The sequence below is a fragment of the Massilia sp. YIM B02443 genome, assembly GCF_030411955.1.
Classification (GTDB): Bacteria; Pseudomonadota; Gammaproteobacteria; order Burkholderiales; family Burkholderiaceae_D; genus Telluria.
On sequence record NZ_JASNRA010000019.1, the window covers coordinates 1 to 15336 of the forward strand.

11 protein-coding genes and 1 pseudogene are annotated in these 15336 nt (G+C 67.4%); 6 read left to right on the forward strand and 6 right to left on the reverse strand.

From position 1 onward, the window contains the following. Nucleotides 1-134: 134 nt before the first annotated feature. Nucleotides 135-1013: a LysR family transcriptional regulator gene (locus QPK27_RS18330; protein ID WP_290419612.1), complete on the reverse strand. Its 879-nt coding sequence runs from the start codon at nucleotides 1011-1013 to the stop codon at nucleotides 135-137. A gap of 104 nt (nucleotides 1014-1117) precedes the next feature. Here QPK27_RS18330 and QPK27_RS18335 point away from each other — a divergent pair. Further along, nucleotides 1118-2086, forward strand: a pseudogene (locus QPK27_RS18335) (5-methyltetrahydropteroyltriglutamate--homocysteine S-methyltransferase); the annotation flags it as partial. Nucleotides 2087-2111: 25 nt separating this feature from the next. Here QPK27_RS18335 and QPK27_RS18340 read toward each other — a convergent pair. Next, nucleotides 2112-3071: an alpha/beta hydrolase gene (locus QPK27_RS18340; protein ID WP_290419613.1), complete on the reverse strand. Its 960-nt coding sequence runs from the start codon at nucleotides 3069-3071 to the stop codon at nucleotides 2112-2114. Beyond that, a complete protein-coding gene (locus tag QPK27_RS18345; protein ID WP_290419614.1) occupies nucleotides 3068-3316 on the reverse strand; it encodes a hypothetical protein in 249 nt (82 codons plus the stop codon). Before QPK27_RS18345 ends, QPK27_RS18340 begins: the two co-directional genes overlap by 4 nt. Before the next feature lie 166 nt (nucleotides 3317-3482). On the opposite strand from QPK27_RS18345, the gene QPK27_RS18350 reads away from it, so the two are divergent. Further along, a complete protein-coding gene (locus tag QPK27_RS18350) occupies nucleotides 3483-3872 on the forward strand; it encodes a lysozyme inhibitor LprI family protein (RefSeq protein ID WP_290419615.1) in 390 nt (129 codons plus the stop codon). Between the two features lie 4 nt (nucleotides 3873-3876). On the opposite strand, the gene QPK27_RS18355 is transcribed toward QPK27_RS18350, so the two are convergent. Together QPK27_RS18355 and QPK27_RS18360 are read right to left on the reverse strand one after the other, a co-directional pair. Then, on the reverse strand, nucleotides 3877-4929 hold the full coding sequence (locus tag QPK27_RS18355) for an AraC family transcriptional regulator (RefSeq protein ID WP_290419616.1): 1053 nt from the start codon (nucleotides 4927-4929) through the stop codon (nucleotides 3877-3879). Next, nucleotides 4926-5780, reverse strand: coding sequence for a diguanylate cyclase domain-containing protein (locus QPK27_RS18360; RefSeq protein ID WP_290419617.1), 855 nt, complete (start codon nucleotides 5778-5780; stop codon nucleotides 4926-4928). Before QPK27_RS18360 ends, QPK27_RS18355 begins: the two co-directional genes overlap by 4 nt. Before the next feature lie 289 nt (nucleotides 5781-6069). On the opposite strand from QPK27_RS18360, the gene QPK27_RS18365 reads away from it, so the two are divergent. The 3 genes from QPK27_RS18365 (at nucleotide 6070) to QPK27_RS18375 (ending at nucleotide 11607) form a co-directional block, all read left to right on the forward strand. Next, entirely contained in the window at nucleotides 6070-8571 is a 2502-nt protein-coding gene (locus tag QPK27_RS18365; RefSeq protein ID WP_290419618.1) for a TonB-dependent receptor, read from the forward strand. Then, the gene (locus tag QPK27_RS18370; protein ID WP_290419619.1) at nucleotides 8571-10409 is read left to right on the forward strand and encodes a phytase; all 1839 of its coding nucleotides are present in this window, start codon (nucleotides 8571-8573) and stop codon (nucleotides 10407-10409) included. Before QPK27_RS18365 ends, QPK27_RS18370 begins: the two co-directional genes overlap by 1 nt. Before the next feature lie 244 nt (nucleotides 10410-10653). Then, nucleotides 10654-11607: a PolC-type DNA polymerase III gene (locus QPK27_RS18375; RefSeq protein ID WP_290419620.1), complete on the forward strand. Its 954-nt coding sequence runs from the start codon at nucleotides 10654-10656 to the stop codon at nucleotides 11605-11607. 50 nt (nucleotides 11608-11657) lie between these two features. Here QPK27_RS18375 and QPK27_RS18380 read toward each other — a convergent pair whose 3' ends face one another. Further along, nucleotides 11658-13211 (reverse strand): hypothetical protein, encoded by a 1554-nt coding sequence (locus tag QPK27_RS18380; RefSeq protein ID WP_290419621.1) that lies wholly within the window; start codon nucleotides 13209-13211, stop codon nucleotides 11658-11660. 216 nt (nucleotides 13212-13427) lie between these two features. Here QPK27_RS18380 and QPK27_RS18385 point away from each other — a divergent pair, with 216 nt between their 5' ends. Then, a complete protein-coding gene (locus tag QPK27_RS18385; protein ID WP_290419622.1) occupies nucleotides 13428-15212 on the forward strand; it encodes a YbhB/YbcL family Raf kinase inhibitor-like protein in 1785 nt (594 codons plus the stop codon). The last annotated feature ends 124 nt before the right edge of the window (nucleotides 15213-15336 follow it).

Sequence of the window (15336 nt, forward strand, 5' to 3'; positions counted from 1 at the left end):
CCCTAGACATGTGTCACCCATGTCTCTGTGCCAAACAGGCTGTGCCGCCGACGCGGTGATTGTTATCGGCTCCGATATCGTGCAGGATGATCTCGCTGCCAACCATCACCGCGTCGGCGGCACAGCCGCCAACCCTACGCCTGGCGCGCGATCTCGACGAACGCTTCCAGATAGCCGGTGCCGGCATCGGCCTCGCGCGTGCCCAGGAAGATCTGCTTGAACACGCCCGCGCCCAGGCGCAGCGCCGTGACCGGCATGCGGCCCGCGTACTCGTCCACCAGCCAGCGCGGCAGCGCCGCCACGCCGCGGCCGCTGGCCACCATCTGCAGCATGATGTCGGTGGTCTCGATCGTCTTGCGCTCGCGCGGCGCGCAGCCGGCCGGCAGCAGGAACTGGTTGTAGATATCGAGCCTTTCGATGTCGACCGGGTAGGTGATCAGGACCTCGTCCGACAGGTCGGCCGGCTCGGCCCTGTCCTTGGCGGCCAATCGGTGGCTGCTCCCCACCACCAGCACCTGCTCGAAATCGAACACCGGCACGAAGCGCAGCCCCGGCTTGAACACGGGATCGGGCGTCACCAGGAGATCGATCTCGTACGCGAACAGCGCCTTCATGCCGCCGAACTGGAACTTCTGCTTGACGTCGACATCGACCTCGGGCCATGCCGCAAGATACGGCGCCACCACCTTCAACAGCCACTGGTAGCAGGGATGGCATTCCATGCCGATGCGCAGCATGCCGCGTTCGCCGCCGGCGAATTCGCGCATCAGGCGCTCGGCGTGTTCCAGCTGCGGCAGCACGCGTTCGGCCAGGTCGAGCAGATATTCGCCGGCCTGGGTCAGGCGCAAGCTGCGTCCCTCGCGCGTCCACACCGGCGTGCCCAGTTGCTGCTCCAGCTTCCTTACCGTGTGGCTGAGCGCCGACTGGGTCAGGTGCAGCACGTCGGCAGCGGCAGTGAGCGAGCCGCGCCGGTCGACCTCGCGGATGATGGACAGGTGGATGCGTTCGAGCATAGGCCAACATGAATGAAATTAATGGATTGATGAAATCATACCAATTTTATTCATGAGTCAATCTGTCTATCATCGGCTCATCCGTTATGAACAGACCGACCAGCATGACCATCACCCACGAACTCGGCTTTCCGCCCATCGGCGCGCGCCGGCAATCGCTGTCCGACCAGGTACTCGACATGAGCCTCACGCTCGGGAACCTGGCGCCATCCGCGGCTGACGCCGAATCGGCGCCCTGGTTCGGAACCAGCCAGCGCTACACCGTCCCCGCCTTCGACGCCGCCACCCGCTTCGCGCTCGACACGCGCCTGTTGGGCGACCAGCTGGCGCAGGCGCGGGCATCGGGCGCAGAACCCAAGCCGGTGATCATCGGCCCGCTCACCTATCTGTGGCTCGGCACATCGAAGGATGGCGGTGAGCGCCTGGATCTGCTGCCGCGCCTGCTGCCGGTGTACGCCCAGCTGCTGGCATGGCTCGCCGCCCAGGGCCTCGAGTGGGTCCAGATCGACGAGCCGGCGCTGGCGACCACGCTCGATGCGGATTGGCGCGCTGCGTATGCCGCGGCCTACGACGCGCTGGCCGGCAGCGGCGTCAAGCTGCTGCTGGCGACCTACTTCGGACGACTGGGAAACAACCTGGCGCTGGCCTGCAGCCTGCCGGTGGACGGCCTGCACCTGGATGCAGTCAACGCGCGCGACGAGATCGACCCGGCGCTCGACGCGCTGGGAGCGGACAAGGTGCTGTCGCTGGGCGTGATCGACGGCAGCGACATCTGGAAGACCGACCTGCATGCAACCCTGGCCTGGCTGGAGCCGGTACAGCGCCGCATCGGCAGCCGCCTGTGGATCGCGCCATCGTGCTCGCTGCAGCACGTGCCGCTGGACCTGGAATCGGCCATGCACGCGGCCATGGGTGCGGACGAGTCACCCGACCCGGCGCTGCGCCCCTGGTTCGCGTTCGCGCTGCACAAGCTGGAAGAACTGCGCATTCTTGCGCATGCACTGGAGCACGGCCGCTCGCAGGTACAGTTCGAACTGGTGGCGAACGCCGCCGCGGTCGACCGTCGCCACGCCGCGCTGCGCGCGGCAGCCTGACTGATTACTCCGCGTTGCCGCGCTTGAGGAAGTCGGCCACCGCCTTCACCAGCAGCGGGTCGATCGGCAGGCTGGGGTCGGAATACGACGCCGCCTGCTGGGTCGGAATGGCGCGCACGTGCTTGAGCACGTGGTTCATGCCGGGGATGATGGCTAGCCGGGCGCCCGACTTGGCCGCATGCAGGGCGTTGGCCTGCCCGACCTCGACCTGCATGTCGGTATTGCCCTGCACTACCAGCACCGGCATGTCCAACGCGGCGATCTGCTTTGTCGGCACGTACTTGAACCACGAGATCAGGTAAGGCTGCACGCTCGGCCGGTACAGCGCCGCCAGCGCCGGCGGCACGTTGTCCACGGTGTTGCCGGCTTCCAGCGCGGTCAGGATGCGTTCGCTCTCCTTGACCAGGTCGGGCGGCAGCTTGCCGTCCATCTGCTTGCGGATCACGGCCGGCGCCGTATCGGCGATGCCGGCGATCGAGACGAAGGCCGAGGCGCCGGCCTGCTGCGCGGCCAGCATCCCGACCAGCGAGCCTTCGCTGTGGCCGATCACGGCCGGCGCGGCGAAACGCGGATCGGCCTTCAGCTTGGCGATCCAGGCCGCCGCATCGTCGGCGTAGTGCTCGAAGCGCAGCGCCGACTCTTCCGGTCCGGCCGGCTTGCTGGCGGCGATGCCGCGCTTGTCGTAGCGTACCGAGGCGATCCCGGCGTCGGACAATGCCTCGGCCAACTGCTTGAGGCTGTCGTTGCGGCCCGGGAGCATCGGGTTGTTGCCGTCGCGGTCAGTGGGACCCGAACCGGCGATGATCAGGGCCACCGGATACTTGCCGCCCTCGCCCGGCAGCTCGAGCGTGCCGGCGATCTGGCCGGACGGCGTGTCGAGCACGATCGGCTGTTCGGCCGCCTGCGCGGCCGCAGCCAGGCCGACGGCGGTAGCAAACAGCAGCGGGGCGGCAAGGCGCTTCATGGCCGCCCTGCTTCGCCGCGCACGGCGCCAGCCATCTTCGGCGAAATCCACAGCACCAGCAGCCAGCCGAGGAAGGAATAGGCGCGATGCACGCCGAAGAAGCAGAAGAAGTACAGGATTGCTTGTGCCAGGTTATGGTCCGCCATCGACGGCATGCCGGCCGCCTGCATGATGTACATGGTGGTCAAGACGGTACAGACGGCATTGATGACGATGAACGGCCACTTCTTCTCGATTGGGGACATCTGACTCTCCTGCGATTCTATGGATGAAAGCGATTGCTGCAGGATGCAAGAATACCATCCGCCGGCGCTGCGGGCAGGCGGGCCTGCCGGTTTCATCCCGCTCGCATAAGCGGAACCATCGGCCTGCGCCAGAGTCTCTACAAAGATTCCTTGTGGAGATGATCCGGTGCATCCCGCTCCCCTACTGCTGGCCTTGACGCTGCTGGCCTTGACTCCCCGCTCAGTGGCCCAGCCATCCGACTGTCCGCCGGACGGCGACGCCGACGCCATCCTGCGCTGCGAAGAAACCAGGCTCGCGGCCGCCGACGAAGCCCTGGACAAGGAATACCGCGCGACCGTGCGCGCCTTGCAGGAAGACCCCGCCCCCGACGCCAAGGCCGCGCTGCGCACCCTGGTGGATGCCCAGCGCCGGTGGATCGCGTTTCGCGATGACGATTGCGATGCCGTGTATTTGGCGCACCACGGAGCCGACCTGCGCGAACGCCACCGGCTGCGCTGCAAGACGCGGCACGCCGAGATGCGCGCGCGCCAGCTGGGCGCCTACGACAACGATTGAAGGCTCAGGCGCCGGCCGCCCCGCGCAGGCGCGCGAACCAGCCCAGCTCCCCGTCGAGCGCGGTCCGGATCGGCCCCGGCGTCAATCCGGTCCAGCGCTTGAACGAACGGCGGAAGTTGGCGGCGTCGTGAAAGCCGAGGTAACGCGCCACCTCTTCGTTGTCGGCGCGCCGCACCTGGAACAGCCATAGCGCCACGTGGGTGCGTACCTGATCGAGTTCGCCCTGGAAGTGGGTGTGGTGGCGCAGCAGCTGCCGCTTGAAGGTGGCCGGGCTGACGCCGAAGTCGCTCGCGGTGCGTTCCAGCGTGGGCGACTCGCTCACGTGTTCGAGCAGGTAGTCATACAGCGCCGCCGTCAGTCCCGGCGCACGTGCCGGTTCGCTGTCGGCCGCCTGCAGCGCCAGGCGCGCGGCCATCTCGCTGGCGCGCGGCCACGGCCGGTCGAGCCAGGCCGCGTCGACCAGCATGGCGTCGAGCTGGCAGCCGAAGCGCAGGTCGGCGCCCAGGTGCACCTGGTGCTGCTCGACGTGGCGCGGCGCGCCGCGGTTGAAGCAGAAGCGCCACGGCAGGCGCTCGCCGCCGAGCCAGCGGCACAGCGCCACCAGCGCCGTCATGTACATCTCGACCAGGGCCGGGCGCAGGCTCGGGGCGCCGTAGGCGTCGACCCAGTACAGCAACGCTACGTCGTCCCAGGTCTCGAAGCGCGGCCGCAACAGCGGCGTCAGGCGCGCATGGAAGCGGCACAGCGTCTCGAGCAGCGCGCGCAGGTTGGGCGCCTGGACCAGCGCGTGGCTGGCGGCGCCGTCGTGCCCCGGCAGCATCAACTGGCCCAGCATGAAACTGGTGTCGGGGCTGTCGAGGCCACGCAGCGTGTTGGCCAGCAGCTGCAGGTACTGGTTGGAAGACAGCAGCGCGTCCGGCGCGGGATCGGCGGGTAAACCTGTCTCGCGCAGCAGCACGGCGTCGGATAGATCGTGCGCGCGGCCGTACTCCAGCGCCAGCGCCGGCTGCAGGCGCGCCGGGATCGCGGGTTCGCCGGCCGGCTGCCAGGCGATCACACGGCGTCCATCTGGCGGCACAGGGCGGCCAGCAAGGCGTCCGGCGCGCCCTGCGCGTCGGCGCAGCCATGGCGCAGCGTGATCGTCACGCGCCGGCTGCCGGCGTGATGGCGCATCGCGCCCACCATGCGGCACAGGTGGCGCGCGGCGTCCTCGCCTTCATACTGGTTCAGGCCCGGCATCAGCACCGCGAAGCGCTCGCCCGCATAGCGGCACAGCAGGTCGTCGTTGCGCAGATTCAGCAGCAGCATGTGCGCCACCGCCTGCAGCGCGCGGTCGCCCTCGCCCTGCCCATGCTCGCGGTTGATGCGGTGGAAGTCGTCGATGTCGAACAGCACCAGCGCGCATGGCCCGTCGTTGCGGCTTTCGCGGCGCAGCTGTTCGCGCAGATAGGCGGCGTCGGCCAGCTGGGTGATGCGGTCGAACGGACGGTGGCTGCGGAACAGCCGCTCGCGCTTGCGCATGTGGTCGGACAGGTTGGCCTGCTCGTGGCGCCAGTAGACCATGCCGGCGGTGAGGATCAGCATCCCCAGCGGCACCAGCATCTCCAGCGCGTTGTCCCACAGCGCCGCCTTCTCGATGTCGATGAATTCGTCCATGCAGTCGGCCCAGGAACCCAGCATGATGCAGGCCAGGCCACCGGCCAGCAGGCGCGTCACGCGGCCGTCGGGGCGGCTGCTCAGGACGATCAGGCACCAGATCGCTCCCAGCAGCGCGGTGCCGCCTTCGCTGGCGACGTCGATCCAGTCCCATTCGGCCACCGGCACCGGCGTGCCGGCGACGATGAACAGCAGGGTGAAGCTGGCCAGCAGGCCGGCAAGCAGGACGAGGTGGCGGGCGACGACGTTCATGGAGGGAAGCCGGGTGGGAAATCCGCCGACCATAGCGCAGCCAGATGACGGCGTAATGACAGAACGGCAAAGCCGTGGCGCGGCGGCACAGGGTCAAAACAGCTCATCACATTGCGCTTGAAACCAACCGGCGTGCCACCCCATGGCGTACGCGCCCCGCCCGGACGAGTCAATTCGGCTCATCCGGCCCGCGCGGGCGGCAATGCGCGCGGTGGCGTCACCCGGGCGTCACCAATACGTCATATCCGGACGCCAGAATCCGCCGCATTCCAATCAACCCGAGTCGCCCATGCGCCACTTTGCCCTCCCCGCCATCACCGCCAGCCTGCTCGCTGCCGCCGGCGTCCACGCCGCCGAACCGAGCGTCGTCATCACCGGCCAGCGCGCCAGCCGGGCGCGCGCCATCGCCGTCCAGGAGCAGGCCGACAACATCGTCAGCGTCGTCAGCAGCGACGACATCGGCCACCTGCCCGATAAAAACGCCGCCGAAGCGCTGGCGCGCCTGCCGGGCGTGTCGGTCCAGCGCGACCAGGGCGAAGGCCGCTACGTGGTGGTGCGCGGCCTGGACGCCGACTACAACGCGGTGACCATCAACGGCGCCCTGGTGCCCTCGCCCGAAGCCACGCGCCGCGCGGTGGCGCTCGACGTGCTGCCCGCCGGCCTGGTGCGCTCGCTGGAAGTGACCAAGTCGCTCACGCCCGACATGGACGCCAACTCGCTGGGCGGCACGGTCGAAGTGAAAACCCTGTCCGCGTTCGACCTGCCCGGCACCTTGCTCAGCGTCGGCGCCGCCGCCGGCCACGACACCAACACCAGCCAGAACAGCCCCAGCGCCAACCTGCTGTGGGCGCAGCGCTTCATGGACGGCAAACTCGGCGTCGCCGCCGGCATCTCGGGCGAGAAGCGCAAGTTCGGTTCGGACAACGTGGAAACCGGCGGCGACTGGAATGGCCAGCGCCTGGCCGGCTTCGAGCTGCGCGACTACCTGCCGACGCGCGAACGCCGCGCCGGCGCCATCAACCTCGATTACCGTCCGGACGCGGCCACCAGCTTCGCCCTGCGCGGTTTCATCAGCCGCTTCTCGGACGAAGAGTCGCGCGACCGCCTGACCGTGGGCGACTTCGAAGAGAACGAAGATGGCGTGCTGGAAGGCGAAACCGACACGGCCAGCCTGGAACGCCGCCTGCGCCAACGAAAATACACGCAGGAGATCCGCTCGCTCACCGGCGCCTTCGACCGCCGCTTCGGCGACGGTTGGAAGCTGCACCTGGAAGCGGCCAGCAGCCGCGCCACCGACGAGACGCCGGACGCGATCGCCGACGCGCGCTTCAAGGGCATCGACAGCTTCGCCGGCGTTGGCTTTTCCAACACCCGCGCGCCGCGCTTGACCGCGCCAGGCGCCGCCTTCGACGCCGCCAATTACGAACTCGATTCGTTCGCCCTGGAACGCGCCTACGCCAAGGACACCACGAATCAACTGCGCCTCGACCTGCAACGCGAATTCGACGCCGGCGACTGGAGCGGCACGTTCAAGTTCGGCGCCAAGACCACCCGCCGCGACAAGAAGACCGACACCGAAGCCTACGAATTCGGCAGCGACGACCCGGACGACGGCGACTACTGGGGCGCCGGCGGCAATTCGCTGACGGACTTCATCGGCAACCGCCATCTCGACTACAAGTTCGGCCCGATCGGCTACGCGATCGACCCGGCCCTGGTGCGCGCCCGCCTGACGGGCCTGAACCGCGCCAATGCGCGCGTGATCGTCGACTCGGCGCTGGACGACTTCGTGCTGAAGGAAGACATCGACGCTGCCTACCTGCAGGCCGGCCTGCGCCGCGGCGCCTGGTCGCTGCTGGCCGGCGTGCGCGCCGAACGCACGCGCTTCAGGGCCGACGGTTCGCAGGTGACCGACGAGGATGAAGTCACGCCGCGCGCCGCCGCGCGTTCGACCACCAACTGGCTGCCGGGCATGCACCTGCGCTACGACGTCGACGGGAAGACCAGCCTGCGCGCGGCCTGGAGCAACTCGGTGGTGCGCGCCAACTTCGCCCAGCTGGCGCCGGGCGTGAGCCTGGACGGCGACGACGAAGCCACCATCGGCAACCCGGACCTGGCGCCGCTGCGCTCGCACAACCTGGACCTGGGCGTCGAACGCGTGATCGGCAACGACGGCGTGATGTCGGCCTACGTCTTCAACAAAGAGATCCGCGACTTCACCTACGCCACCGACCTGGCCGGCAGCGGAGACTGGCTTGATTTCGCCAGCGCGATCTCGTACGCCAACGGCGACAAGGCGCGCGTGCGCGGCATCGAACTGGCCTGGCAGCAGCCGCTGCGCATGCTGCCGGCGCCGTTCGACGGCCTGCTCATCGGCATCAACGGCAGCATCTCGACCTCGCGCGCCAATGTCGACAGTGCCGATGGCGATGGTGGCCGCGCGTCGCGCAGCATCCGCATGCCGGGCCAGTCGAACCGCATCGGCAATCTGATGCTCGGCTACGAAACCGGTCCGTTCAGCGCGCGCCTGGCGCTGAACTACAAGTCGCCCTACCTGCTGGAACTGGGCGAGGACGTGCTCGACGCCACGCAAGACCGCTACGTCGACACCCAGAAACAACTGGACTTCTCGATGTCGTACAAGATCGGCAAGCGCTGGCAGCTGACTTTTGATGCCAGCAACCTGAATAACGAAAAATACTACGTCTACATGGGCGACAAGTCGCGCAACGCGCAATTCGAACAATACGGCCGCACCTACAAGATCGGCCTGAAAGCGAGCATCTTCTAATGAAAAAGGCAGTCTCTCTGATCCTCCTGGCGGCGCTGCACGGCGCCGTGCTGGCTGCACCCGCCACGTCAGCCACGGTGCCTCAAGCGCTCGACAAGGCCGAAGAAATCGCGGCCCTGCCCGGCGGCGGCTGGCTGGCGCTGGACAAGCGCGGCCTGCGCCTGTTCGGGCCCGACGGCGCCGAACGCGCCAGCCTGCCGATGCGTGCCGAGCGGCTCGACCTGCGCGCCAGCGACGGCGGCGCGCTGGCCGTGGTGGTCGACTCCAACGCCGAGCGCGCGCAGCCGGTGCAGGTCGACCTCAAGGCCGGCTCGATGAAGGCGCTGCCACCGGTGCCGGAAACCGGCTTCGGCCTGGAAGCCGCCTGCCTGTACCGCGACGCCCAGGGCCTGGACTACGTCTTCCTGGTCGGTCCGGATGGCCAGGCGCAGCAATGGCTGATCGGCAGTGAGCACCGCCTGGTGCGCCGCCTGGCGCTGCCGAACGGCGTCGAGCGGTGCCGCGTCGACGACGTCCACGACACGCTGTTCGTGGCCGAGCAAGGGATGGGCATCTGGGCCTACGGCGCCAGCGCCGAAGGCCCGTCGGCGCGCCAGGCGGTGGCGCTGCGCGCGCCGCACGGCAAGCTGAAGGAAGAGATCACCTCGCTGGCCGTGCTGCCGGGCGGCCTGGCCGCGCTCGATGAAAAGGGCGACCTGCACACCTGGCGCCGCGACGGCGACGACTGGCGCGCCCTGCCGGCGCGTGCGCTCGGCGCAAAACAACTGGTGGCGCTCGACGCCAACGCACGCCTGATGGTGCAGACCAGATCGGGCTGGCAGACGCCGGCGCTGTCTTGGAAAGCCGGCGCCAAGCCAGCGCGCGCGCTGCCGATCGTGCTGCCGCGCATGCAGACCGAGCCCGTGGCGCAGCTGGGCGACGCCGCCGACGATCCGGCGATCTGGGTGCATCCGACCGATCCGGCGCAATCGCGCATCCTCGGCACCAACAAGAAACAGGGCATGCTGGTGTACGACCTGCAGGGCAAGCAGACCCAGTTCCTGGCCTCCGGCCGCCTGAACAACGTCGACCTGCGCCAGGACCTGCGCTTCGGCGACGAGCGCTTCGACCTGGCGCTGGCCACCCAGCGCGACGAGAGCAGCATGGTGCTGTACACCATCGACGACAAGGGAACGTTGACCGAAGCGGCGCGCCTGCCGACCACGCTCGACGACATCTACGGCACCTGCGTCTACCGCACGGCGGACGGCGGCATGGACGCCTTCGTCAACGCCAAGGACGGCCGCTACGAGCACTACCAGATCACGCGCAGCAACGGCAAGTTCGGCGCCAGGCTCGCGCGCAGCTTCAAGGTCGCGACCCAGCCCGAAGGCTGCGTCGCCGACGACCGCACCGGCCTGCTGTTCGTGGGCGAGGAAGACCATGGACTGTGGGTGACCTCGGCCAAGGCCAATGAGCCGGCCACGCTGAAGATGGTGATGCCGGTGGGCGACTGGCTGCACGACGACATCGAAGGCATGGGCATCTACCACGGCGTCGACAAGAGCTACCTGGTGGTCTCGAGCCAGGGCAACAGCAGCTACGTGGTGTTCGACGCGGCCCCGCCGTTCAAGGTGCGCGGCGCCTTCCGCATCGGCGTCGACGCCGCCAACGGCATCGACGGCGCCTCGGAAACCGACGGCCTGGAAGTGACCTCGAAGAACCTGGGCGGGCCGTACGCGCGCGGCATGCTGGTGGTGCACGACGGCTTCAAGCGCATGCCGGATGCGTCGCAAAACTACAAGGCGGTGGCGTGGGATGATATTGCCAGGGCCTTGAAGCTGGACGACGACAAATAATCCAGCCCCTTTAGCCTGTAACCGCTGCAGGTCGTTCCCGCGGAGGCGGGAACCAAGTTTGTTGCACACCAGCTACCTATCAAGGATTGGGTAGCATAACAACTTGGATTCCCTCCCGCTGAAGCGACCAAGTGGATACAGTGACTATTGACGAGAATCCGCCAATATCCGAAAAGCTATACTCGTCAGCTTGTTGGCATACTCGGCAACCAGATGGTGCGGGCCAACCAGGTCCTTACGTACCATGCAAGACGCTCACTATCCTCGGTCCGGCAATCCCATCGTCTTTTTTGACTTCGAAACGACCGGACTATCCGCAAAAAAAGACCTGATCATCGAGGTGGCGGCAGTCAAGTATGTTCCCGGTGCGGCGTCGCATCCGCACATGCAGCACCTGATCCTCATCGACAGGCCACTTCCCCCTTTTATTTCCAGGCTCACCGGCATCACCAATGAGATGCTGCAGAAGGATGGCCGCCGTATGGACGAAGTGCTGGATGAGTTCATCGAATTCATCGGCGATCATGATGTCGTCTCATTCAACATCAACTTCGACGTCGGCTTCCTGAATTCAGCGATTGAACGGCACGGCCGGCGTCCACTCAAGAATATTGGCCATTGCGCCCTTGCCCGCGCCAGGGAAGCCTGGCCCGACCTGCCCAATCACAAACTCGTCAATCTTGCAGATTTCCTGAGACTGGATGTCGGCCCTGCACATCGGGCACTGAACGATACGCTGCTGGCTCTCGAAGTCTATTTTCTGTCGCTGCATCTGGATCGCACAGGTCCGTCCACTGTCCGCCCTGCAAAATCTTTAGTAACCGGGACGCCCTCGGTCATACCGATCATTAACGGCCCACGCCAATTCAGGATCGAAGTGCTCGGCACGCGGCGGTATCAGGAAACATTTGAAGCCGTGTGCGGCCCACGGACCGCAAAAGGCGCAGCCCTTGATATTCAGGTGCAATTGCGCGTCGAGGCTAAATCCAATGCGGTGCGGGTGCTGCTTAAGGAAGAGGTGATCGGAAACCTGGCGCCGCGCGTCGCACAGGATTTTCGCCGCGCCATTCTCGAAGGCGATCTCGGAGAATTCAGCCACTTCGAATGCTCGGCAAAGATACGCGGCGGGAAAATAAGCGAATCTCCCGACGAGGGCCACTACGTCATGTGGCTCGATATTCCCCAGGACGACGACTAAGAGCATCTGACAAAAGCTTTCGACGTGCATTTCGCGGGAACGACGGCATTTCAGCCAACCGAGGATGCATGCGGCGCTGCGAGCTGACCGCTCAGCCAGCGCGCCACCTCGGCCGCCCGGTTTTCGATCCGCTCACCAAACCCCTGCGTCGCCAGCAGCGCGATCCCATTCGGATTGCGCAGCACGCCCGACGCCAGCATCGGCTTGCCGCTCGTCGTGTCGATGAAAAACGGCGCCAGCTGTTCCTTCAGCAGCGCCGCCAGCACCAGATTGTGCGACGACACCAGCACCAGCTCACGTGCCGCCAGTTCTTCCAGCACCGCAGCCGCCGCCGACACCGATTCGAGGTGGTTGGTACCCCGGAATACTTCGTCGATCAGGCAGATGCCGGGGGCGGCCTGCGCCGCTTCCAGTAACTCGCGCGCGCGGCGCAGCTCCGCCATGTACAGGCTCTCGCCGCCCAGCAGCGAATCCTCGTTCTGCATGCTGGCGCGCACCGGCAGCGCAGGCAGGCGCGCCTGCTCCGCATAACAGAAGCCGAATGCGCGTGCCACGATCAGGTTCAACCCCACCATGCGCAGGAAGGTGCTCTTGCCCGATGCATTCTGCCCCGAGACGAACGCGCCGCGCTCCAGCAGGCTGACCGACAAGGCGGCCGGCTGCGGCATCAGCGGATGCACGCCGTTCTCCAGCGCCAGTTCGCGCGCCGCCCCGCGTTCGGCCCAGCACCAGCGGCCCTGCGCCTGCAGGTGCCGTACCAGCACCACGTCCGCCTCGAGACCGGCGCACGCCAGATAGCAGGCGCGCAGCAAGTCGCGTTCGGCCGCCACGATGCGCGCGGTCCGGAAATAGCGCGCCACATTGGCCGCCGCGAACCAGTCGGCATACTGCTTCGCGCCAGCGATCATGCGCGTGTACAGCGGCTGCGCCAGGCGCACATGCAACCGTTCGGCGCGCGCCCGCGCGTCCGCGAACGGTTCAAGCAGCGGCCCGCCCGGCTTGCCCAGCGCCGCCGTGGCGCCCAGCAGCGCATGCAGGGAGCGCAGCGTGGCGTCCCACGCCTCGATCCGACGGTGGTAGCGGATCTGCAGCGCCATCAAGGGCGCCAGCGTGCCGAGCGTCAACATCCAGCCCAGCGGCTGCGTGACCAGCGCCGCGAGCGACACCAGCAGCGCCAGCGGCAGCAGCCAGAGCCAGCGCGCCCAGGCCGGCGCAGGCGGCGCGTCGCCCTGGAACAGCAGTCCCGCCACCTCGGCGTCGGCTTGGCGCAGCGTGCCCAAGCCGGCGTCAAGTAGGCCCAGGCGTGCCGGGTCCTGCAGCAGCAGCGCGATGCGGGCGCGCTGCGCCGCGCATTCTTCGTCGCTCGATCCGGCGCGCAGGCGCCAGTGCAGCATCTGGCGGCCGAAGATGCTGGCGTCCATCGTCAGCATGTCTTCGTAGGACGGCAGCAGCAGGTCGTCCCAGGTCTGGTCGTCGATGCAGGTCGCGGCGGCGCCGCGGATCCGGTGCAGCTGGCCGACTTCGTGCGGCGTGAAGAAGTGCCGCGGCAGCGGCGACGGGGCGGGCGCGATGCTGCGCCACAGGTGTTGCAGGCGGTCGAACAACGTGTTCCTCTAAGGGTGCCGGCGGCGCCGGTTGCAGCTCCAACATACGGTCGCCCTTGCTGAGTTGCAAGATCGAAAACGCGCCGCGCGACGAATTACCCGCTGCGCATGGCGCTATCGGACTGACAATGTACGTTTCCCCACATACCGTCGGGTACGCCTCTGGCACGATCGCTGAGCAAACCTCCACTAAAACGATCAAGAAAGGCAGGCCCCATGAAACGCGTTCCGCTCGCAGCCGCGCTATGCCTGGCGTTCGGCGCCGCCACCGCCCAGCAGGGCGATGGCACCAAATTTTCCACCAACATCAACGTCTGGAAGCCGAACAAGGTCGACGCGACGCCGGAGCGCATCAAGGCCTTGAAGGCGCCGCCCGGCTTCACGGTCAGCGCGTTCGCCACGGGCCTGAAGAACACCCGCATCATCGCGGTGGCGCCGAACGGCGACGTCTACGTCAGCCGGCGCGACCAGGGCGACGTGCTGCTGCTGCGCGACGCCAACGGCGACGGCCGCGCCGACGGCCCGGCGATCGCGGTGGCGAACCGCGCCGGCGCCCACGGCCTGGCGATCCGCGACAACAAGCTGTATCTGGTCACCGCCAAGGAACTGTTCGTGGCGCCGATCCAGGGCGACGGCCGGCTGGGCGAATTGAAGATGCTGGTCGGCGACCTGCCCGACGCCGGCCAGCACGCCAACCGCACCATGGCCTTCGGCCCGGACGGCATGCTGTACCTGAGCGTGGGCAGCACCTGCAATGCCTGCAACGAGAGCAACGTCGAGAACGCGACCATGCTGCGCATCTCCCCCGACGGCAAGAGCCGCACCATCTTCGCCAGCGGCCTGCGCAACACGATCGGCTTCGCCTGGCACCCGACCACGGGCGAGCTGTGGGGCTTCGACCACGGCATCGACTTCCTGGGCGACGACGTGCAGCCGGAAGAGGTCAACAAGATCGAACTGGGCAAGCAGTACGGCTGGCCGCACGTCTACGGCAAGGGCGACATCTACCCGCAAAGCACGCCGCAGGGCGAGATCAGCAAAGAGGAGTGGAAGGCGCGCAGCACCCCGATGGTGGTCGGCTACACCGCGCACGCGGCGCCGATGCAGTGGGTGTTCGGCGCGGGCAGCGCCTTCCCCGCCGAGTACCAGGGCGACGCCTTCGTGACCATGCGCGGCTCGTGGAACCGGGTGCCGGCGTCGGGCTACGAGATCGTGCGCGTGCGCTTCGAGAACGGCCAGGCCAAATCGGTCGAGCCGTTCGTGACGGGCTTCCTTACCGACGGCGGCAAGACCCACATCGCGCGTCCGGTCGGACTGGCGATGGCGAAAGATGGTTCGCTGCTGATGGCGGACGATGCGAATGGCGTGATCTACCGCGTTGCCTATACGGGTAACAGCGGTGGCGGCAAGGGCGGCACGCCGACCAAGCCGCCGGCCGGTCCGATGCAGGACCAGGTCAACAAGGGCAACAACGTACCGCTGGCGAACAAGCGTCCCGAGACCGAGGCCAAGGGGCAGCTCGCAGTCACCTCGTCCAGCTTCGCCGCCAACGGCATGATGAACGAGCGCTACACCGAGTACGCCGACGGCGTGTCGCCGGCGCTGTCGTGGAAAGCGGTGGCCGGCGCCAGGTCGTACGCGATCGTCATGGAAGACCCGGACGCCAAGCCGGTGACCCCGTTCGTGCACTGGGTGATGTGGAACATCCCGGCGAATATCACCAGCGTGCCGGAAGGCGTGCAGGAGCAGGCGCGCCTGTCCGATCCGGACGGCGTGCTGCAGGGCCGCACCACGCGCGGCGCGCCGGGCTACTATGGTCCCAAGCCGCCGGTGGGCGAGGCGGCGCATCGCTATCACTTCCAGGTCTATGCGCTGGACAAGACGCTGGACGTGCCGTTCGGCGCGGACCGCGATCAGGTGCTGCAGGCGATGCGCGGCCACGTGCTGGCCAAGGGCGAGATCGTCGGCAGGTACGCGCAGAAGCAGCAGCCGCAGAAGTAAGACAACGCGGACACGGGCATCGCCGTGTCCGCGGGCGACCGCCGCCTGACCGGACGGACAATGCGGACAGCGTTCTCCGTCCGGTTTTTCGTTATGAATCAATGACCTGATCGCTGGCACGGTT

What these genes read in the sequence shown, in the direction of transcription:
- QPK27_RS18330 (WP_290419612.1), bottom strand. Translation starts at nt 1,013, where the DNA reads ATGCTCGAACGCATCCACCTGTCCATCATCCGCGAGGTCGACCGGCGC.
- QPK27_RS18340 (WP_290419613.1), bottom strand. Translation starts at nt 3,071, where the DNA reads ATGAAGCGCCTTGCCGCCCCGCTGCTGTTTGCTACCGCCGTCGGCCTG.
- QPK27_RS18345 (WP_290419614.1), bottom strand. Translation starts at nt 3,316, where the DNA reads ATGTCCCCAATCGAGAAGAAGTGGCCGTTCATCGTCATCAATGCCGTC.
- QPK27_RS18360 (WP_290419617.1), bottom strand. Translation starts at nt 5,780, where the DNA reads ATGAACGTCGTCGCCCGCCACCTCGTCCTGCTTGCCGGCCTGCTGGCC.
- QPK27_RS18365 (WP_290419618.1), top strand. Translation starts at nt 6,070, where the DNA reads ATGCGCCACTTTGCCCTCCCCGCCATCACCGCCAGCCTGCTCGCTGCC.
- QPK27_RS18370 (WP_290419619.1), top strand. Translation starts at nt 8,571, where the DNA reads ATGAAAAAGGCAGTCTCTCTGATCCTCCTGGCGGCGCTGCACGGCGCC.
- QPK27_RS18375 (WP_290419620.1), top strand. Translation starts at nt 10,654, where the DNA reads ATGCAAGACGCTCACTATCCTCGGTCCGGCAATCCCATCGTCTTTTTT.
- QPK27_RS18385 (WP_290419622.1), top strand. Translation starts at nt 13,428, where the DNA reads ATGAAACGCGTTCCGCTCGCAGCCGCGCTATGCCTGGCGTTCGGCGCC.